Raw genomic sequence first — 21,927 nt, forward strand, 5'->3', positions numbered from 1 at the left:
ACGGTCAAAAAGCCGTCCCTCTGTTTTTCTTCACCAAAACAATGTATAACTATGAAAATAAAAGAATGGGCAGAAGAAGACCGCCCACGCGAAAAAATGTTACTCAAAGGCGTTTCCTCCCTTAGTGAAGCAGAGCTTTTAGCCATCCTGATCAGCTCGGGTAACAGTAACGAAACAGCCGTACAACTTTCACAACGTATCCTCAACACAGTAGACAACAATCTGAACGCGTTGGCAAAACTGACTATCCAGGAACTTATATCAGGTTTCAAAGGTATCGGCGAAGCTAAAGCTATCACGATCTGTGCAGCTCTCGAACTAGGCAAACGGCGTAATCTTTCAGATCCTATCTTCCGCCAATCGATCCGGAGCAGCCATGATGCCTATGCCTTATTCCATCCGTTACTCTGCGATCTGCCATACGAAGAGTTATGGATCGCACTGACCAATCGTGCCGGAAAAGTAATCGGAAAAAACAGGATCAGCCAGGGTGGCATCGGAGAAACTTCCGCCGACCTGCGCATCATTCTGAAAATGGCTATCACCGCACTGGCAACAGGCATTATCCTATGCCATAACCACCCGTCCGGTAACACCCGTCCGAGTTCACAGGATGACTCCCTGACCAAACGCCTGCATAAAGCAGCCGAACTGTTAGAAATTAATTTACTGGATCATATAATCCTCTGCGAGGAAAGTTACTTCAGCTATGCAGACGAGGGTCGACTGGCCCTGTAGAACATTTTCTCTTTTCTATGGTTTAGTATATAGAAGATATTAATGTATATTTGCATTCAAATTAAAAGAAGATGAACAACGAATTCCTCCAAACAGAAGAAGCGATTGTCGCCATGCTGAAAACAGTGTACGACCCTGAAATTCCGGTCAACGTATTCGATCTCGGCCTGATATATAAAGTAGACATAGACGACGAAAAAAACGTCCGTATAGATATGACCCTGACTGCCCCGAATTGTCCGGCAGCCGATTTTATCCTGGAAGATGTTCGCATGAAAGTAGAATCGGTAGACGGTGTAAATAATGTGGAAGTCAATCTCGTTTTCGAACCGGAATGGGATAAGGATATGATGTCGGAAGAGGCAAAACTGGAACTCGGCTTCTTATGAATTCATCCCGAAAGAAAATATTTTTTGCATCGGACGCCCATCTGGGCGCTCGGTTTCATAAAGACCCGCTGGCAGTCGAGAAAAAGCTGGTACGTTGGCTCGACAGCATCAAAGACGAGGCTATGGCCATCTATTTTCTGGGGGATATGTTCGACTATTGGTACGAATATAAATATGTCGTACCCAAAGGATTCACCCGCTTCCTCGGTAAACTGGCCGAACTTTCGGACAGCGGGATAGAAATCCATATATTCATCGGTAATCACGATATCTGGATGTTCGACTACCTGCCGAATGAGATCGGTGCAATTATCCACCGCGACGTACTGACCACCGACCTGCTAGGCAAACGCTTCTTTCTGGGTCACGGTGACGAAGTAGACTATCGCAGCAAAGCCTTCCGTTTTATCCGTGCCCTTTTCCGTAATAAATTCTGCCAGTGGCTCTACGGAGGTATTCATCCCCGCTGGACCTTCGGCTTTGCCCTCGGTTGGTCATTGAGCAGCCGTAAAAGCGGACTGGAAAAAGAAAATGCACTCGAATATAAAGGTGAGTCAGCTGAATATCTGGTTCTATTCGCTAAAGACTACCTGAAAACGCATCCGGATATCAACTTCTTCATTTTCGGGCATCGCCATATCATGCTCGACCTGATGCTCTCCCGCACTTCCCGCCTGCTGATAGCCGGCGACTGGATGACTCTTTTCTCCTATATCGTTTGGGACGGGGAAAATCTCTTCCTGGAGCAGTTCGAAACAGAATAAGCCTCACATGAGAGCATAAAAAAACTGCTCCAACCGGTGTCGGAGCAGTCTAAACACTAATCCTGTGTTTTGTAAGCTGTGAGGATTAGTAATTATTTTTTCGCCTGCAATTTACATAGTTTTCTCGGGATTTACCTAAAAAGGGAGTAATTTATTTATCCTCTTTCAGGGAAGACAAATAAAAGTCCCGTATCAACAGGCCTATAACGCATATATAAAAGATAGTTACGGGAACACCCAGATAACGGATCAAAGACTCATTCAATGAAGTACAAAGAGCATATGAAAATAAAGAGATAAGGGGAATTCCCAAAGCATTGTAGAACTTACGGGGGAAATATATAATATAAGCAACTGCCAACAGATCACCCACATACATATACCGTTCGTGCATACCCGGCAACAAAAAAGGAAAAATCACTGCAGAAAGAAGAGCCAGACGAACCAGATAATTATTCGTTAACTGCGCCCTGTACTTTTTAGCCAGCAATCCCCCAGTCAGGAGAGCAAACAGGCATGTAAGGAGAATGCCGATCCATTTAACCGTCTCATAATGATCGTCACTGATCCACATATACAGATTCGGGAACTGTAACGAAAGTGACTCATAATATTCGGACTGGGAGATGAAAACAGACAACAGCTCCGTCAGCGGTCGCCCTGCACAATATGCCGGTAACAATGAAATCAAATAAACAGCCGGTACCAACAGAAAATAATACCATTTGACCCTGTTTTTCAACAACAATACAAAATAAAACGGGAAAAGAAGGACAGCCTGAAGCTTAAAAGAGAACGAAATTCCCAAAAACAGAATGGAAAGGAATGACCGCTTTCTTAATACAAAATAAATACTCCCCACCAGAAATGAGGCATACACCGAATCGCATTGCCCCCAGTAAGAGCTATTGATCAGAACTGTCGGCAACAGCGGAACTACTGCTAAAGCACACCATCTCACCCAATCTTCCTTATACTTCTGATAGGCAATTCCCCCTATAAACCAAGCTGCAACATATTCAAAACAAATCGATACCAGCTTGATCGGAATAAGCGGTTCTCCTCCCAGTTTGGCTATTCCCAACAAAAAATATAAATAAGCCGGTGAATAATTAGCAAATTCAAAACGAAATGCCTGCCAATAACCATGCGACCGGATAAATTCGACCCACGGTTTCAAAAAGAATGTATAATCACCCGGCTCAGGAAAAAAGGGTAGCATCAATAATTTGATCAGCAAGCCTGCCAGGATCAACAAGGCCAGGAACTTTTTATTCCTGAATAGAGATTGTAAAACAGGGAGGATCTTCAACATAGTATTTATGGTATAAAAAGACCGGAGGATAGTTATACACCATTCCTTCGGTCTCCTGATTCATATCCGGTATCTATTTATTTACCTAATATATCCATTGTATCGGAAGCGATCATATATTCTTCGTCAGTCGGTACAACGATAATTGTCACCTTACTGTCCGGAGTACTGATCACCATTTCTTCACCACGCATACCGTCGTTCTTCTGAACATCGATCTTCATGCCCATGAATTCCATATTTTCGCATACAACACGACGGGTAGCCCATTGGTTTTCACCTACACCGCCAGTCCATACCAGGATATCGCAACCACCCATAGCAGCAGCATAAGCACCGATATATTTTTTGATGCGATAGTTGTAAATGTTCAATGCCATGATAGCCCGTTTGTCGCCTTCGGCAACAGCGGCTTCGATCTCACGCATATCGGAAGAAATGCCGGAAAGTCCCTGCACACCACTCTGTTTGTTGATCAGGTCAGACAAACCTTTAGCATCCAGCTTTTCCTTGTCCATGATGAATGTAAGTGCACCCGCATCCACATCACCGCAACGTGTTCCCATCAACAGACCTTCTACCGGAGTCAACCCCATAGAAGTATCGACACTCTTACCGTTCTTTACAGCAGCGATTGAACCGCCGTTGCCAACGTGAGCCGTGATGATCTTCTGTTCTTCATAAGGAACACCCAGGATTTCACAAGCACGTTTTGAAACGTAGCGGTGACTGGTTCCGTGGAAGCCGTAACGACGGATACCGTATTTCTTATACAGAGAATAAGGCAGACCGTACATATAAGCATAATCAGGCATTGTCTGGTGGAAAGCAGTATCGAATACACCCACCTGGCGGATTCCCGGGATCAATGCGCTCATGGCACGGATACCTTTCAGGTTTGGCGGGTTGTGAAGCGGTGCCAGGTCGATGCACTCAACCATTTTACCGATCACTTCCGAAGTAATCTCCACACTACTGCTGAATGCTTCACCACCGTGTACCACACGATGACCTACAGCATCAATTTCGTTAAACGACTTGATACAGCCGTATTGATCGTCAGTCAGTACGCTCAGGATAAACTCGATAGCTGCATTATGCTCAGGCAATTCTTTCTCCAGAATCACTTTTGTGCCATCCGGCTGAGTGAATTTCAGGAAAGAACCCGGCAAACCCAGTTTCTCTACGCCGCCCTGTGCCAGTACCTCATGTGTGTCCATATTGAACAACTTGTACTTAACAGACGAACTTCCGCAATTTAATACTAATATCTTCATATCTTTCTTGTTGTGTCTTTTTTTACTTTTTAGCAGCCTTTAAGCCGATAGACTGATTGCTGGCGATAGCAACCATCTTATAGATATCATCTACTGAACAACCGCGTGACAGGTCGTTGACAGGAGCAGCCATACCCTGAAGGATCGGACCTACTGCTTCTGCGTCACCCAGACGTTGAACCAGTTTATAAGCGATATTACCAACTTCCAGTGTCGGGAATACCAATACGTTAGCCTTACCGGCCACTTCGCTACCCGGAGCTTTCAATGAAGCAACCGATTCTACCAAAGCGGCATCAGACTGCAATTCGCCGTCGATCTTCAGTTCAGGTGCCATTTCTTTAGCCAGACGTGTAGCCTCAACGACCTTGTCTACCATTTCATGAGATGCACTTCCTTTTGTTGAAAAGCTCAACATAGCAACACGTGGTTCCACACCAACGATATCACGAGCCGTAGCGGCTGTAGCAATAGCAATGCTAGCCAGTTCCGAAGCTGTAGGATTCGGCATCACAGCGCAGTCGGCAAATACGAGCAAACCCTCTTTGCCATATTCCGGTTTCTTTGTGAACATAAGGAAAGCACCGGATACGCAACTCATGCCCGGAGCAGTCTTAACGATCTGCAAGGCAGGACGAAGCACATTACCTGTTGTATTCTGGGCTCCGGCAATTTCACCGTCAGCATCACCTGCCTTGATCATCAGGCAAGCAAGGAATAAAGGATCTTCTACCAGAACGGCAGCCTTTTCAGGAGTCATACCTTTTTTCTGACGCAACTGGAAAAGCAGGTCAGCATAAGCAGCTTTCTTTTCATGATTTTTAGGGTCAACAATAGTAGCCTGTCCGATGTGGTTCAGACCGTAGTTTGCTGCCAGGGAAGAAATCTCAGCCGGATTTCCGATCAGAATGATGTCAGCAACTCCATCGGCCAATAAACGGTCGGCGGCTTTCAGTGTTCTTTCTTCTGTTCCTTCAGGAAGAACGATGCGCTGCTTGTCAGCTTTAGCGCGTGCAATAATCTCTTGCATTAAGTCCATAGCGGAAGATATTTTTTATAGAATTTAGTAATTGCTACTGTTTGCGGGTACAAAAGTAGGCAAAATGCAACATAGAGTTTGCAAAAAGCATAAAAGATTTGCAACCGGAGCTGCCACTTTCAGAAGATTTAACAGTAATTCACGACTTCACGCTCACCGGACAAGATTTGTTGCAGGTCTTCGGCTGAAATATTAATCTCCAGTTTGCCATTGTGGGCTACAGATATTTTACCCCGCTCTTCCGAAACTATAATAATCAACGCATCGGTCTCAAGAGACATCCCCAATGCGGAACGGTGACGTAATCCCAGGTCTTTCGGCAAACTGGCATTCTGTGCAACCGGTAAAATACAACCGGCAGCCTTGATACGTCCGTCGGCAATGATCATGGCACCATCATGCAAAGGACTATTTTTAAAGAAGATATTTTCTATCAGACGGGCATTCACATCTGCATTGAACATCTCACCGGTATGTTCATACACCGACAGGTTGACGTCCTGCTGGATCACGATCAGGGCACCGGTTTTTTTACGGGCCATATTCATACAAGCCAAAACTACCGGAGCGACATACTTTCCTTCCTGTTCGTTATTCACATTACGTTTGGAGAAAAGTTTCCCCAGAAATTTCCATCCCCGATGAGACCCCAACGCCATCAGGAAACGCCGGATCTCATCCTGAAACAGGATCACCAGCACGACAAAACCGACACTGATAAACTTATCCAGTATGGCGCCCATCAAACGCATTTCCAATACCTGGGAAACCAGGATCCACACAATAATAAATGAAACGACCCCGCTAAAGATAGCCAATGTACCCGAACTCTTCATCAGTTTGTAAGTCTGATACAGGAAAAAGGCTACCAGCAGTACATCGATCAGGTCTTTTACTCCGAAATGCATCCACATAATATTATGAGTTGATAGTTGACAATTGACAATTGACAGTTTTAGTAACCAGCTTTACAGCCTCGACAGCCGCTTTTACATCATGAACGCGGAGGATATCCGCCCCGTTCATCAAAGCGATCGTATTCAGGACCGTCGTACCATTCAGACTTTCTGCCGGAGAACCTCCCAGATATTTATATATCATGCTTTTACGGGATATACCGACGAGCAATGGCAGACCGAATACACCGAATTCCTGCAGATGATTCATCAGCAGATAATTCTGATCGACGGTTTTACTAAATCCGAAACCGGGATCAAGAATAATATCATTGACTCCCAACAAACGAAGTTCACGGACTTTCGAGGCAAAATAGAGCATGATCTCTTCCATCATATCCGTATAACCGGTATACTGCTGCATCGTTTGGGGAGTTCCACGCATATGCATCATAATATAAGGAACTTTCAGATCTGCTACCGTAGCAAACATTCCGGCATCCAATTCACCGCCGGATATATCGTTGATCATAGCCACCCCGTACTCCTCCACGCATTTCCGGGCAACACCGGCACGGAAAGTATCTACGGATATGATTGCTTCCGGATAATGTGCATTCAATATCTCCAATGCGAAAGCCAGTCGCTCCATCTCCTCTTCCGGTGAGACTTCAGCCGCATCCGGACGGGATGAATAACCGCCTATATCGATGATCTGTGCCCCTTCCGATAAAATGGTCCGTATCCGGTCTTCAATAGCAGCCTCCGTCTGTTTCCGGCTATCGGCATAAAAAGAATCTGGGGTAACATTTAAAATTCCCATCACCACCGGTGTGGACAGAGACACCAGTGTTCCCTTCATATTGAGCGTTTTATCTAACATTCCAACTTATATTTCCAGCAAAGATACACGATTATCACTTAAATCTTCATTCTTCATTCCTCATTCTTCATTTAATTACTACTTTTGCTCACCAAATAATCACCAAACGAAAAAAAGCTATGGGTATTTCAGAACTGTACGAATTATTTATACACCATCCGCAAATAACGACAGACAGCCGTAATTGTCCGCGTGGTTCGATCTTCTTTGCCTTGAAAGGAGAAAGATTCGACGGCAACCAATATGCAGCAAAAGCACTCGATACGGGTTGCGCTTATGCTGTCATCGATAATCCGGATTATGTCACAGGAGAACGCACCATCCTGGTAGACGATGTATTAAAGGCCTTACAGCAATTAGCTCACCGCCATCGTAAGATATTGGGCATTCCCATTATCGGGATTACCGGAACCAACGGAAAAACTACTACCAAAGAATTGCTGGCAGCCGTCCTGTCCACCAAATTCAACCTACTCTATACGGAAGGGAACCTGAACAATCATATCGGAGTTCCTCTTACTTTGCTCCGATTAACGCACGATCATGAAATGGCCGTCATCGAAATGGGTGCAAGTCATCCGGGAGATATCAAGGAACTGGTAGAAATAGCCCTCCCCAACTACGGTATCATCACAAATGTCGGCCGTGCACACCTGGAAGGTTTCGGATCTTTTGAAGGAGTGGTAAAAACAAAAGGAGAGCTTTATGATTATATCCGCCGTACAAAAGGGAAGATATTCCTCAAAAAAGAGAATAAAGATCTGCAGGGAATAGCCAAAGGGATCGAACAGATCACCTACGGGGCTGACGATACTTCATTTGCTTCGGGTCACGTGATCAGTTGTAACCCGTACCTTACTTTCGACTGGAAACAACAAGGCAAAATCCATACAGTAGATACGCACCTGATAGGTGCATATAATTTGGACAATGTGCTGGTTACTGTTGCCGTAGGCCGCTATTTTAAGATCCCGGCAGAACGAATCAGTCGCGCCATTGCCGCATACGAACCGACAAACAACCGCTCACAACTAAAAGAGACGGCTAATAACACGTTACTTATCGATGCTTACAATGCAAACCCCAGCAGCATGAAAGTTGCACTGGAGAACTTCGCCGCCATGCCGGTATCACCCAAAGCCGTGATCCTGGGAGATATGCGTGAACTGGGCCCTTCCAGTGACGAACTACATGCCGAAGCAGTAGCAGAGATCAAAGCCGGTAAATTCGACAAAGTATTTCTCTGCGGAGAACATTTCGTAAAAGCAGGAAAAGAATTTGCCACTTACTCGACAACAGAAGAATTAATCGAAGCATTAAAAGCAGCCCCGTTGAAAGGATATCATATCCTGATCAAAGGTTCTCATGGAATGGCACTGGAAAAGACTATTGAATTTTTATAAACCAGTTTTTTCAACTTGATCGTAACCATTCTATCTGCTTGCCGACAATTGTCAACAAGCCTGTCGATAATTGTGAGTAAACTTGTCGACAATTATCGGCAGGTCTTACCATAATTATCGGCAAGCAAACAGTTCCTAATCGTTATCAATAAACAATGCTTTCTTTAGCTTCTGATACAGGAAAGACAAGACAAGCAAGATAACTCCTAACATAATAAAGACAATAATCTTCCCTACCGTCGGCAACAGCCAGAGGTCGACAATGACCAGCTTCAACAGAACTATTCCGAAAACAGCCAGGCTTATCATACGCAGTATCCTCAGATGCAAACGCATGCCTAATGACATCTGGATAAATCCGGCAATACTCAGGGAAATGGACAAAGCCGCACTCGATTCTTCCTCCCAACCGGTCAGACGCAACATATTATTAACGGCAACAGAAAACAGGACAGTAGAAGCGATCGCAATGAACGAGGTCATCCAATCCGCACTTTTTTGCCGGAAATTATATAAACAATAATAATACCCGGCCAGCAGAAACAGATGTACAATCACAACCACCAATGCCCCCCACTGCAATAGAAACAACAAAGTATTGCTATACTCATTGACAATCGACGACAATAGCACGAATAAACAGACGGAAAGTCCGGCTGCTATCGCATAAACAATCGTATAATAACCGATCGCAAAACGCAATCTCAACCCAGCCAGCAACAACAACAATGCCAGACAAGTAAATGCCAGGCAAGCGCACTCGGCTAAAGGTGCATATGTAATATGCAAATAAAAGTCTACAATAAACGAAAGATAGATAATACCGCATCCTACCAACCAGGCAATCGCACTAAACGGAGTATATGGTATCTTCGATAAGTCCGTGAATAAGGCTTTCTTTCGTTCCATTAACCAGGCAAAAACACCGAACGCCAGACCGGTAAAAATCCCGGTAGCAAACGTTCCATTCAGGAACAACGAAGAAACGAGACCATCAGATAACGCATTCTCCAGATCCATCAGATACGAGATAATTGTCAGACAGAACAATATATATGTAAAACAAGCATATACCGGTTGCCGGAACCGACTGAAAAACCAAAGGATCACCACCATTTCCGTTGCCCACAGCAAGGTTATAAAAGTACCTTCCAGCTGAATCGGAATGCTGATCGAGATAAAAGTAAAAAACATTCCGGTCAGAAGAGCAAGTAACAATCCTTTGTCTGCCGCCCGTTTACGCACGGCAAAAGCGATACCGCCATTGACAAACGCTATAAATATAGTGAATGCCCCTTTGATATTATAAGGTAACTGTAATTCATGCAAAAACCACAGAGTAAAAAAGAGATACAGGAAATTATTCAACACGACCGTCATCACCAGTAATTGATTTACCTTCTTATTATCCGTACGCAGCACCGATACGACAGGCAACAGGAATATCAGGTAGTACAACGTTGAGAAAAGCAACAGATGAAACAGTTGTGCGCTCCGGGCAATATCCAGATCCGCCACCAGCGAATATCCGAGCATGATCACATAGGTAGCGACAAAACAGATAAGTGGCAATTCTCCCCATTTCTTATACAATGCCAAGCCGAACATCCCCATATTCAATATCGTCATATAAGTGAACAGCACCAGATAATTACCCATCCCGTTACTGACCAGGAATGGAGCTATAAAACCTCCTGCCAATGCAATAACTGCCAACTCACGCCGGTCGTACAAAACAGAGAGAAGCGACATGAAAGCCGTCAATGCCACCAGTATGATAAAAGCTGCCGTCTGACTGAACAAGCCATAATAATGATAAGCCATTCCTACCGTCACATAGAAAATCGCAAAGGCACCTCCTGCCAGGAGGGAACTGAACGTTCGATACGTCTTTTTAAGCCTCTGGGATAAAAGCAGTAATCCGCCGCCGACTGCAAATCCGAGTACCGTACGGAACACCTCGTTGATCCAGTTCTTGTCGATCGCATATTTGACAAACAATCCCATGCCGACAACCAGCACCAGAATGCCGATCTTTCCGAACAGATTCTCTCCGATATACTTTTCATAATCGACCTTCTTCTTCTCTTTGACAATTCCAAAAGGCTTGATAACAGGCTCAGGTACTACCTTTTTCTCTTTAACATTCACAGAAGAACCCGGTTCTTCCGGCCGACTTTCAACAGGCTTCTCTACCTTCCGCATAACAGGAGGAATAATCTTTTCGACCAAAGGTTCCTGAACGATCACTTCCTTTGCTTTTTCGACAGATATCTCTACCGTTTTTTCAATAGTTTCTTGATTTTTTTCTTTTGGAATATCCTCTACAGACCTTTCTCCGGCCAGAGACGCTGCCTGCTGCTTCCGGAGTTCATCCAACTGAGCTTCGATATGCTTCCGCAAACTATACAGATCTTTCCGTAAGGAATCCGTATGAGTATTCATCTTACTTATATGAGAATAGAGGCTGATCCACACAACCACGATCAGTATAATGAGTAGAATTTCCATGGGCTTACATTTAAAGGACGCTACTAATATACAGATTTATTTATGATTACAGGCTATCTATGATCTTCCTTTGCTTCTCAAAGAACAAAATACGCTGTTGCTCTCCGCTGACAGATATCATAGTAGATGATTTCAGCAAAGATTGCAACCAATGACGGACAATTTCGTAGGCTTTCAGATCCAATGATACAACCGTATTCAATATAAACGCACGAATAATACTGAGCCGGTAGTTTTGCGCCTCCAGATAACTGTAACTGGCATCGAAATTGATATTTGAAATATAAAACAAGATCGGATTACCCGTTTCACGATACATGCCACGGGCTGCCAGAACTTCCATATTATCCAGAAAACAAAGCAAATCCTGCTTTAAAAGACGGACACTTTCTTCATCTATCAGATGGATGCTGCGGCAATAAAGAATATCATTCACAATATACTGGAAAATTAAAGGATCCATTACGTAAGATGTTTTCCTGAGATATTTCGCTGCAGTGGCAGTCTCCCGCTGCACTTTCAATAATTTCTCAGAAGGTTCTATCTCTCTGAAATGAACTGCCTTATCCGAATGTCCATATTGATTATACCATTTACACAAATAGAAACGGATTATATATTCATAATCCAGCAAAAAGGTAGCAGGAAGTACATTCATACACTCCACACTGTTTGAAGAAGGATCGTTGCGTGCACCCCACAAACGTTCATTGTACATTCCCCACATTTTAAAATCATCCTCTATAGGATCTACGTACTCCACCAGGCTCAGCTGATAAGGACGGCTCTTTGTCGCCCATCCTCCGACCAGACTATCCAACGAGATCCCGAACTTATTGGAGATGGCTGCTATCTCCGTAAAAGAAAAAGCGACATCGCCCCTCATACGGCGATATACGGCTTCTCGTTCTATGCACAGTAATTCAACAAGTGCATTGGTTAAGGTCGCTTTGTGGGGTATCTTCTCTCTGATCGCGCTGATTAACGTTTCGTAAATCAGGTCTTTACTCATAACATCAATTTTAAGAATTGCAGTAGACAAAAATAATAAAAATAAAGAAGCTTTCCTACCTATGCTCATTTTTGACTACTTTTGTACAGTTATCAACAATATTATAATATGCACGATCTTTGTTGTATAGGTCACATCACACTAGATAAAATAGTGACCCCTAAAAACACAGTACACATGGCGGGAGGAACCGCATTTTACTTCTCGCATGCAATCAAACATTTCAACGATATCGATTATTCGTTGGTCACAGCTTTGGCTGAAACAGAAATGAAAGAAGTAGACAAATTAAGGTCCGAGGGGATCGACGTTTCTGTTATGCCTAGTAAACATTCTGTCTATTTCGAAAATATCTACGGCGAGAATCAGGACAACCGTACGCAACGGGTTCTGGCAAAAGCGGATCCGTTCACGGTCGATTATCTGAAAGATATACAGGCACGGATTATTCACCTGGGGAGTCTGCTGGCTGACGACTTCTCTTTAGATGTTGTAAGATTCATGGCTGAAAAAGGACTTGTGTCCGCCGACTCACAAGGATATCTGCGCGAAGTCCGTGATAAGAAAGTATATGCCGTCGACTGGACTGAAAAAGAAGAGGCTTTAAAATATATCCATTTCCTGAAAGCGAACGAGCATGAGATGGAGGTTCTGACAGGGCATGATGATGTGGCAGGTGCCGCCCGGATAATGTACGACTGGGGAGTGAAAGAGGTATTGATCACATTGGGGAGTCTCGGCTCCGTTATATATGACGGGAAAACGTTCCATAAGATACCGGCTTACAAACCCAGGGAAGTAGTAGATGCTACCGGCTGCGGCGATACCTATATGACCGGTTACCTGTATCAGCGCGCCAAAGGAGCATCCATAGAAGAGGCCGGTCGTTTTGCTGCTGCAATGTCGACCCTCAAGATAGAGGCTTCCGGCCCTTTCAGTGGCACAAAAGAGGCAGTAATCCATTGTATGGAAACGGCAGAACAACGATTTCCGGAGATTTAAATCTCCGGATCATTTAAACGCCTTGCTGAATGTCGTCATCAACAGAATGCAAAGCCCCAGCAGACCGACTACCATATAAGCATATTCCATATTGAATGCCTGTGAAATAGCTCCGATCAGCAACGGTGCAATGAGCGAACCGATAAAACTGATACTGGAAAGAATAGTAAGAGCTATTCCCACAGGTGTTTTCGACTTGGCACCGACCAAACTATAAATAGTAGGAACCATGCTGGATATTCCCAGTCCGACCAACATAAATCCGAAAGAGTTCACGATTACTTTCATTGCCATAGAATCGAACGTACTACCCAATAACGCCGAAATAAAGAAACCTATAAAAATAAAAGCTCCCGACAATTGCAACACCCGTTGCTTTCCATATATCCGGTATGCATAATTAGCCAGAAAACGCCCTACAGTCATCATCACCATAAACACCAGGAACCCGATCTGTAAAGACTTAGGTACCTGCAATACCGATTCAAAATAAACGCCGCTCCAGTCGAACATCGCACTCTCCACCACCAATGCAAACAAGCCGACGAGTCCTAATTTGATCAGCAGCATCTCCGGCTTCCTGATATATTGCCATTTCTCCGACTTGTCGGCAACAGGCTCTTCCTGTACCTCCGCAGAGGCAACATCTTCCTGCAAATATTTACGGCTTACCATGGTCAGCAACAGGATCAATACAGCAATCAACGTAAAATGCCAGAACGGAGTGACATCTGAAACGATCATAATAAAACCGATCAAAGCCCCCATACAGGCAGCCAGACTCCATCCTCCGTGAAAAGAAGCCATGATGGTCCGCCCGTAAAGCCGCTCGATACCTATTCCCTGCGTATTCAACGATATATCGCATAAGTTCCAGAACACCCCGAAACAGAACAGGAACACACCAAGCATATAAATATTCAAAGCCGTTCCTATCGCAAACAATGACAAAGCGTACCCCATAATACTGATCTGCACCATGATTCGGCTCCCCAGTTTCGACACCAGATAACCCGCCAGCGGAATCGCAACAAATTTCCCTACCGGGATCATAAATAATACAATCCCCCAGTATAAGGCATCATTTACAGTAAAGATCTCCTTGATGTCAGGAATACGACTCGCCCAGCTCGAAAAACAAAGTCCCTGGGCCAGAAAAAAAGAAAGAACAGCGAAACGTATGCGCTCTTTCGGATAAACAGCATGGTTGGTAGAATTCATTTCGTCAGATTTTTTTGAACAGATAAAAGTAGGCATATTTTCGTTATGTCGGATAGCAATCTGTAAAACAAAAAGACAGAATCGTGCGTTTTTGAACGTAAAACGTGCGATAAAGCACTTACAAGAGAGATACGTGTCTAAGATAAACCACTATACTACACATAATTAACGCATGGCACACTTTTTGGTTATTATCATTTAATATATTATCATCATGATCAAACACTACTTCAAAATAGGTTTCAGAAACCTACTAAAATACAAAACGCAATCCTGCATCAGCATATTAGGATTAGCAATCGGATTGACCTTTTTCACCGTTGGATACTATTGGTATAGATATGAAACATCTTACGACAGCTTTTACCCGGAATCGGAACATATCTATAATATATATACGATCGACAAACAAACAGGGAAAATGCTGCCGGGTGCTCCAGTCATTTTATGCGCTGAATTAAATGAAAACTTCCCCGAAGTCAAATATGCCGCTACTTTATCTAATGCCGGGGGCATATACACTTCCGATAATAAAACAATCGGTACCCCCTTATTTAAATGGGTGAATCAAAGCTATACCCGGCTTTTTCCTCCCAAAGTTATAGCCGGAAACATAACAGATCCCATCCCGACAACCGAAGATGGAACAAAAACGAATCTGATGGTAACTCGCAGATTTGCCTTGAAATACTGGAGAACCCCGAAAGAGGCAATTGGTAAAACACTCACCGACCAGAATAAATTCACACAGACAATAACAGCCGTTATTGAAAATCCTCCCTCAAACAGCATCTTTCAGGCAGATGGCTATTATAGTATCCAAGTCGATAAAAGCCATTATACCAGCCGTTCGCCGGAATATTACTGGAATTATCCACCTAATGAAATGTATGTATGCCTCCATGAAAATACAGATGTAAAAGCATTCAGTCGGAAGCTACGCACCTATTCGATAAAAAATCAGTTAAACCCCAATTTATATATCGAAATAACCCCTATCACAAAAACAAGATACCAATTGGGGGCGGAGATGTCCTTCAATCTAAACTATATCCGGACCTTTGTTATTTCCGGATTATTATTGCTATTCTGTTCCCTGTTCAATTTTATCAACTTACAGGTCAACCGCATCTTTGAACGTTCCCGCGAATTTAAGCTACGAACCTCTCTGGGAGCAGTAAAAAAGAATTTGTTCTGCCAGATCATCATTGAAATTTCTATCCAGGTGCTGTTAGCCTTGTTAGTCGGGGTCTCCCTGATAGAGCTGACAACTCCTTATATCGAACAACTATTGGATACGTCTATTCAAAAACAGGAATTATTTATAGACTTATTACAAACGGGAATATTCGGCTGGACTCTTCTGTCATCAATCGTCCTGCTTATCATCAGCCGCTTTATCCATAAGCAATCAAACGATTTCAAAGCAGGTCCCCAATCATTCCATACGGCCAACAATGAATGGATCCGTAAAATCAGTATCGGACTACAGTTAGGTATTTGTGTCGGATTCATGTTTACCGCACAAATATTATTCCTACAAATCAACCGGATGAAAAATACAGCGATGGGATTTGATACCGACAACCTTATACAGGTTAATATATCCTCACAAATCTACTCACAATTCATTGATGAGATAAAACAAATACCAAGTATTACCGATTGCATACGCGGAGGAAATTTCCGGCTAAGTCATGATAACTGGCACACCGAAAAAGAAATAGGATGGGAAAACAAACCGGCCAATGCTTCTTATGAGATCCAGATGATCCAGGCTGGCATAGACTTCGCACAAAAGATGAAAATAACATTGCAGAAAGGACGTTACCTGGAAGATACAGACATGCAATCGGATGATCCGTCCGGCATCGGATGCCATAAAATACTTATCAACGAACAAATGGCCCATCTGCTTGACACCACCGATCCGATCGGAAAAATGATTAGCAGAAAAGACTATATCCTAAGAGGGACGGACGATACACCTCCCCTTTATTTTGAGATAGTAGGAGTCGTAAAAGATTTCCACGGCCTAAGCCTTCGAAACCCAATACCTCCCACAGTCATTGAATATTACAATTTCTATGATCACTATTTATATTTACGGACTTTACCCGGAAAGGAAAAAGAAGCTTTAAAAGCCGTAAAGGAATTGATCAGTCGTATAACCCCCGAAGGATTTCCGTTGAGCGAGACAATGACAGTCAACGATCAGTTGGAAATACTGACCCGCACCGAAAACGCCAGTCTCCGGTTATTCACCTTACTGGCCGTTTTATGCGCATTAATTTCCATCTTTGGTATTTATTCTATTTCTTCGTCCAATATGCAGCAGCGAAAGAAGGAAATAGCCATCCGCAAAGTGATGGGAGCCACGTCTCGTGAGATCATTGATATGTTCTTGAAAGAATACACAATCATCACTTTGACAGCCAATGCCATCGCCTTACCTGTCGGCTATCTGTTCGCCAAAAAATGGCTGGAACAATATCCGCAGAGCGTTCATATCCAACTCTGGATGTTTATAAGCATCTTGCTGGTTACTATCCTGTTAGTTATACTGACAGTTTTAGGACAAGTGGTTCGGGCCGCAAACGGAAATCCGGCAGATGTTGTAAAAAGCGATTAATACTAAATGATGGAAAGTCTATACCCCGGAATAGCTCTTCAACCAAAAAGTTCTGAAACAATTCAAATAAAAAAACATTTTAAAAGCAGCTACATATCAATGTCTTACATTTAAATATATTATTTTTCTCATTTATTATTCAATAGAGATGCAGCCTTTTTACAACTTCTATCATCTTATTAGTCGTACATAATTTATTAACACTAAAATAAAAGAAAAATGAAAAAGACGTTGAAATGGTCGCTTGTGATGATGTTAGCAGTAGTTGGTTTAACTTTTGCTTCTTGTAGTGATGATGACGATAACACTCCGACAGTAGGAACTGTAGAAGATGTTAATGGCGAATTCACAGGAAAGATGACTTATACTAAAGAAGCTAAAGCAACAGAAGCAGATCCTACAGCAACAGAATTGGAACTTAAAGTTGCAAATGACTCAATTCAGTTTGAAAAATTCCCTTATCAAGCATTAGTAGTAGCAATCCTTGGTGAAGAAGCTTCCAAACCGATCATCGCACAGATTGGCGATAGCCTGCAATACAAAACAATCTACACCGCTACAATGAATGCGGCAAAAGATTCTGTCGTTATGACATTAAATCCGGATCCATTGAAAATCTCTATCGAAGCATTGAATATGGAAGTTGAAGTAAACATTGAAGCACCTAATAAAGCTTCCTATGCAGTAAGCGACAAGAACTTGAAGTTCGCTTTGAAAGCAGCCAGCGTAAAAGTCGGCGAAACCGATTTTCCTTTCACTCCGATGGACTTATCATTTGATATGAAGAAAAAATAAGACTAACTCTATCCAATATAAACGGAGAATGTTTCATTGAAAGCATTCTCCGTTTTTTTATAGTACGACGACAGATTCTACATTATATATTTATAGCGCGTTAAACTTTTCTCACCTTCCTTCCGCAACAGATTACTTTCAACCGCCTCTTTCAAATCGCGGCTGGCAGTAGCGGTTGATAGCTCTTTAAAATACCTCAGATAATCTTTACGAGTAAAGGTTCCATCTTTTATATGCTCCCGGAACAATGCAATCCTGTCCCGACCCGAAAGTGTCACATTCTGCGACTGCAATAATTCTTCAAGCGACTCTTCCACTATTCTTAGCATAAATTCAACAAAAACAGTAGATTCTCCTTTTGAATCTGCAATAGCTAATGTCCGATAATACTCTTCCTGATTTTCTTTAATAAGAGATTCTACCGGTAAATATCCGAATACCGGATTATACTTTATCAAAATAACGCTTTGCCACAGACGTCCCATTCTTCCGTTTCCATCGAGAAAAGGATGAATAAATTCAAACTCATAATGAAAAACACAACTCTTGACCAACAATATTTCATCATCATTTTTCAAATAATGGAATAAATCATTCAACAGCGATTTAACAAGAGTTCCTGAAGGAGCGACATGTGCCAACTGTTCCCCTTTTATGATACCAACAGATTTACTCCTTAACCTTCCAGCGTTTTCAACCAATCCATCCATCAATATCCGATGTGCCTCACATAAGGATTCTATACTGAAAGGATCAAAAAGTTCGATATTTTCATAAGTACAGATTGCATTTTTCACTTCAGTAATATCCCTCAATGGAGCTATTACGCGTTTGTTTTCCAATATTGACGTAACCTGATCGAAAGATAATGTATTTCCTTCAATGACAAGAGATGAATGAATAGTACGAATCCTGTTCTTTTTTCTCAATTCAGTAGGAGGCCTATGTAAACAGGCTGCTTTTATTTCACCAAGTTTTTCTGAAATCGAAGCAACCCTTGCTAATATATAAGGTGTTATTTTATAAGGAGGTTTCATTGCGATAGTATCATTTGATAGTATCAAAGATAGGGAATATATTTATGCAAACATAAAAAAACCCTTCCCGTAATGTAAATTAACATTAAACCGGAAAGGGATTCTTAATATGGAATAATCTCTGTCGGATTGCTTCTCTATAATTTTTCTTTTAAATATTTACCTGTATACGATTCCGGACACATAGCCACCTCTTCCGGTGTTCCGGCACAAACCAGATAACCACCTGCGTTACCGCCTTCCGGACCCAGATCGACCAGATGATCGGCACATTTGATCACATCCATATTATGTTCGATGATCACGACCGTATGACCTTTGTCGATCAGCGCGTTAAATGCCTTTAACAAGGTCTTTATATCATGAAAATGCAGACCGGTAGTCGGTTCGTCAAACACGAACAAGGTCGGCTGCTGCTTTTCCTGTCCCAGATAATAGGCCAGCTTCACACGCTGGTTCTCACCACCGGACAAGGTTGAAGAAGTCTGTCCCAGCTTGATATAACCCAAACCGACATCCTGCAACGGCTTCAGCTTCTTGATGATCTTCTTTTCCTGCGACCCGGTATGTTGTTCAAAAAATTCGATAGCCTGATTGACTGTCATTTCCAGCATGTCATAAATATTCACACCGAAATATTCCACATCCAGCACATCCTGTTTAAAACGCTTTCCATGACAACTTTCACAAACCAATGTAATATCTGCCATAAACTGCATCTCTACCGTAATACGCCCGTCGCCTTTACACTCTTCGCAACGGCCGCCTTCCTTATTAAAAGAGAAATAGGCTGCCGTATATCCTAATTGTTTCGCCAACGGCTGTTCGCCGAATAACTTACGGATCTCGTCGTAAGCCCCGATATAAGTCACCGGATTGGAACGCGAACTTTTACCGATCGAGTTCTGATCGACAAACTCGATTCCCTCGATCATCTTCATATCACCTTCCAGACCCGAACAGTCCACCATCAGACGGGCAGCCTCATCCAGATAATGCTTTACTCCTTCATAGAAGATGTCACGTACCAATGAACTCTTTCCCGAACCGCTGACACCGGTAACCACCGTCATCACATTCAGCGGAAACTTCACATCGATCCCTTTCAGGTTATTTTTGCGTGCCCCTTTTACTTCTATATAATTATTCCACAAACGGCGGAAAGTAGGAACTTCTATCTTATCTTCACCCGTCAGATAACGTACCGTATGGCTGTTACTACTGGTCTGCAGGTTGTTGACATCCCCCTGATAAACCACTTCGCCACCCAGACGTCCCGCCTTCGGACCTATATCGATAATATAATCGGCAGAACGGATGATATCTTCGTCATGTTCCACCACGACAACGGTATTACCCAGCGCCTGCAACTGACGCAACACTTTTATAAGCAAATCAGTATCCCTCGAATGCAGTCCGATACTCGGCTCATCCAATATATATAAGGAACCGACCAGACTACTACCCAACGAGGTTGCCAGGTTGATACGCTGGCTCTCACCACCCGACAAAGAGGCCGAAAGGCGGTCGAGCGTCAGATATCCCAATCCTACATCCAGCAGGAACTGCAGGCGGTTCATGATCTCCGTCAACAGACGTTTGGCCACAGCCGCATCCGTTTCGTCCAGTACCAGATTATCGAAAAAGGCTTTTGCTTCCGTGATAGGCAGCGATACCAGTTCGGAGATATTCTTTCCCCCGACTTTCACGTAAAGCGCTTCCGGCTTCAGACGTGCACCTTTACAGGAAGGACAGGTCGTCTTTCCACGGTAACGTGCCTGCATCACACGGTATTGTATTTTATACAGATTCTCTTCCACGAATTTGAAGAAGTCATCGATCCCATGCAATCCCCGGGCCCCATGCCACAGCAGATCTTTTTCCTTCTGCGTCAGGTCGTAATAAGGGCGATGAATCGGGAAGTTGTATTTCTCACTCTTAGCAATGAACTCTTTCAGCCATTCTCCCATCACTTCGCCTTTCCAGCAGACTACCGCCCCCTGGAAAACCGACAAGCTCTTATCCGGCACAACCAGATTCTCATCGATACCCAGCACCTTACCAAATCCTTCGCATACCGGACAGGCACCCAACGGGTTGTTGAAGCTGAACATCATATCGGTCGGTTCGATGAACGTAATACCATCCGCCTCGAACTTCTTTGAATATTCTTTCACCACCGTTCCCTCGGTAGCATAAATACGGATAATGCAGGTATCATGCCCTTCAAAGAATGCCGTTTCCGCCGAGTCGGCAAGGCGGCTCTTCAAGGTCTTGTCGTCCGAAACAGCCAAACGGTCGATCAGCAGTTCGATATTTTGGGAAGCGAGCAAGGCTTCGTCTGCCATTACTTCCTGAATACGGTAAGCCGTATCGTCGATCGACAAACGGGTATATCCCTCTTTCTGCAGGATCTCCAACTGTTCCTTCATGCTCCGGCCTTCCGGCAAAACGACCGGGGCGAACACGGCAAAACGGGTTCCCGCCGGATACGACAGGACCTCGGTAATGATATCTTTCACCTGGTGCTTCTTCACCTCCATACCCGACACGGGCGAGATCGTCTTGCCGATCCGGGCATAAAGCAACCGCAGGTATTCATAAATTTCCGTAGATGTCCCCACTGTTGAACGTGGGTTACGGGTATTCACTTTCTGTTCGATAGCGATGGCCGGCGGAATGCCTTTGATATAATCACACTCCGGCTTGCTCATACGCCCCAGGAACTGGCGGGCATAAGAAGAAAGGCTTTCCACATAGCGGCGTTGCCCCTCGGCATATAACGTATCGAAAGCAAGTGATGATTTCCCGCTGCCGGATAATCCGGTTATGACGACCAGCTTGTCGCGTGGGATCTCTACATCAATGTCCTTCAGATTATTGACACGAGCCCCTTTGATAAATATAGAATTATTTTCAGACATAAATCTTTTCCTAATAAGGATACAAAAATAGCAAAAAGAAACGAGAACCCGATTCTTAGTATCAAGGTATTCGGGTTTGTTATTATTTA

General features: G+C 43.4%; 17 protein-coding genes. 7 read left to right on the forward strand and 10 right to left on the reverse strand.

Annotation, left to right across the window (positions count from 1 at the left end; all coding sequences use genetic code 11):
• Nucleotides 1-51 precede the first annotated feature (51 nt).
• From radC to DWW23_RS03635, 3 genes are all read left to right on the forward strand, one after another.
• Complete coding sequence (radC, locus tag DWW23_RS03625; RefSeq protein ID WP_122351919.1) at nucleotides 52-738, forward strand: DNA repair protein RadC; 687 nt, start codon at nucleotides 52-54, stop codon at nucleotides 736-738.
• A 71-nt stretch (nucleotides 739-809) separates the two neighbouring features.
• A complete protein-coding gene (locus DWW23_RS03630) occupies nucleotides 810-1,127 on the forward strand; it encodes an SUF system Fe-S cluster assembly protein (protein ID WP_009859980.1) in 318 nt (105 codons plus the stop codon).
• On the forward strand, nucleotides 1,124-1,891 hold the full coding sequence (locus DWW23_RS03635) for a UDP-2,3-diacylglucosamine diphosphatase (protein ID WP_122351920.1): 768 nt from the start codon (nucleotides 1,124-1,126) through the stop codon (nucleotides 1,889-1,891). The genes DWW23_RS03630 and DWW23_RS03635 overlap by 4 nt, the downstream gene beginning before the upstream one ends.
• 151 nt (nucleotides 1,892-2,042) lie before the next feature.
• Here DWW23_RS03635 and DWW23_RS03640 read toward each other — a convergent pair whose 3' ends face one another.
• The 5 genes from DWW23_RS03640 to folP form a co-directional block, all read right to left on the reverse strand.
• Nucleotides 2,043-3,206 (reverse strand): hypothetical protein, encoded by a 1,164-nt coding sequence (locus DWW23_RS03640; protein WP_122351921.1) that lies wholly within the window; start codon nucleotides 3,204-3,206, stop codon nucleotides 2,043-2,045.
• 77 nt (nucleotides 3,207-3,283) lie between these two features.
• A complete protein-coding gene (locus tag DWW23_RS03645; RefSeq protein WP_122351922.1) occupies nucleotides 3,284-4,483 on the reverse strand; it encodes an acetate/propionate family kinase in 1,200 nt (399 codons plus the stop codon).
• A 22-nt stretch (nucleotides 4,484-4,505) separates the two neighbouring features.
• Nucleotides 4,506-5,522 (reverse strand): phosphate acetyltransferase, encoded by a 1,017-nt coding sequence (gene pta / locus DWW23_RS03650; protein WP_122351923.1) that lies wholly within the window; start codon nucleotides 5,520-5,522, stop codon nucleotides 4,506-4,508.
• A gap of 128 nt (nucleotides 5,523-5,650) precedes the next feature.
• Entirely contained in the window at nucleotides 5,651-6,436 is a 786-nt protein-coding gene (gene cdaA, locus DWW23_RS03655; RefSeq protein ID WP_122351924.1) for a diadenylate cyclase CdaA, read from the reverse strand.
• A 4-nt stretch (nucleotides 6,437-6,440) separates the two neighbouring features.
• On the reverse strand, nucleotides 6,441-7,301 hold the full coding sequence (gene folP, locus DWW23_RS03660; protein WP_122351925.1) for a dihydropteroate synthase: 861 nt from the start codon (nucleotides 7,299-7,301) through the stop codon (nucleotides 6,441-6,443).
• 119 nt (nucleotides 7,302-7,420) lie between these two features.
• Between folP and murF the strand changes: the two genes are divergently transcribed.
• On the forward strand, nucleotides 7,421-8,704 hold the full coding sequence (gene murF, locus DWW23_RS03665) for a UDP-N-acetylmuramoyl-tripeptide--D-alanyl-D-alanine ligase (protein WP_122351926.1): 1,284 nt from the start codon (nucleotides 7,421-7,423) through the stop codon (nucleotides 8,702-8,704).
• A 135-nt stretch (nucleotides 8,705-8,839) separates the two neighbouring features.
• Here the strand turns inward: murF and DWW23_RS03670 are convergent, their stop codons facing one another.
• The gene (locus DWW23_RS03670; RefSeq protein WP_122351927.1) at nucleotides 8,840-11,215 is read right to left on the reverse strand and encodes a DUF2339 domain-containing protein; all 2,376 of its coding nucleotides are present in this window, start codon (nucleotides 11,213-11,215) and stop codon (nucleotides 8,840-8,842) included.
• Between the two features lie 46 nt (nucleotides 11,216-11,261).
• On the reverse strand, nucleotides 11,262-12,227 hold the full coding sequence (locus DWW23_RS03675; protein ID WP_122351928.1) for a hypothetical protein: 966 nt from the start codon (nucleotides 12,225-12,227) through the stop codon (nucleotides 11,262-11,264).
• Between the two features lie 108 nt (nucleotides 12,228-12,335).
• Between DWW23_RS03675 and DWW23_RS03680 the strand changes: the two genes are divergently transcribed.
• Nucleotides 12,336-13,229, forward strand: a complete 894-nt coding sequence (locus tag DWW23_RS03680) for a PfkB family carbohydrate kinase (protein ID WP_122351929.1) — start codon at nucleotides 12,336-12,338, stop codon at nucleotides 13,227-13,229.
• Between the two features lie 9 nt (nucleotides 13,230-13,238).
• On the opposite strand, the gene DWW23_RS03685 is transcribed toward DWW23_RS03680, so the two are convergent.
• The gene (locus DWW23_RS03685; protein WP_122351930.1) at nucleotides 13,239-14,450 is read right to left on the reverse strand and encodes an MFS transporter; all 1,212 of its coding nucleotides are present in this window, start codon (nucleotides 14,448-14,450) and stop codon (nucleotides 13,239-13,241) included.
• A 214-nt stretch (nucleotides 14,451-14,664) separates the two neighbouring features.
• On the opposite strand from DWW23_RS03685, the gene DWW23_RS03690 reads away from it, so the two are divergent.
• Nucleotides 14,665-17,082, forward strand: coding sequence for an ABC transporter permease (locus tag DWW23_RS03690; RefSeq protein WP_122351931.1), 2,418 nt, complete (start codon nucleotides 14,665-14,667; stop codon nucleotides 17,080-17,082).
• Between the two features lie 219 nt (nucleotides 17,083-17,301).
• Nucleotides 17,302-17,877 (forward strand): DUF4840 domain-containing protein, encoded by a 576-nt coding sequence (locus DWW23_RS03695; RefSeq protein ID WP_122351932.1) that lies wholly within the window; start codon nucleotides 17,302-17,304, stop codon nucleotides 17,875-17,877.
• Nucleotides 17,878-17,954: 77 nt separating this feature from the next.
• Here the strand turns inward: DWW23_RS03695 and DWW23_RS03700 are convergent, their stop codons facing one another.
• The gene (locus tag DWW23_RS03700; protein ID WP_233564255.1) at nucleotides 17,955-18,914 is read right to left on the reverse strand and encodes a Fic family protein; all 960 of its coding nucleotides are present in this window, start codon (nucleotides 18,912-18,914) and stop codon (nucleotides 17,955-17,957) included.
• Nucleotides 18,915-19,051: 137 nt separating this feature from the next.
• A complete protein-coding gene (uvrA, locus tag DWW23_RS03705; protein ID WP_122351934.1) occupies nucleotides 19,052-21,838 on the reverse strand; it encodes an excinuclease ABC subunit UvrA in 2,787 nt (928 codons plus the stop codon).
• Nucleotides 21,839-21,927: the final 89 nt, after the last annotated feature.

Source organism: Parabacteroides sp. AF14-59, assembly GCF_003479515.1.
Lineage (GTDB): Bacteria > Bacteroidota > Bacteroidia > Bacteroidales > Tannerellaceae > Parabacteroides > Parabacteroides faecis.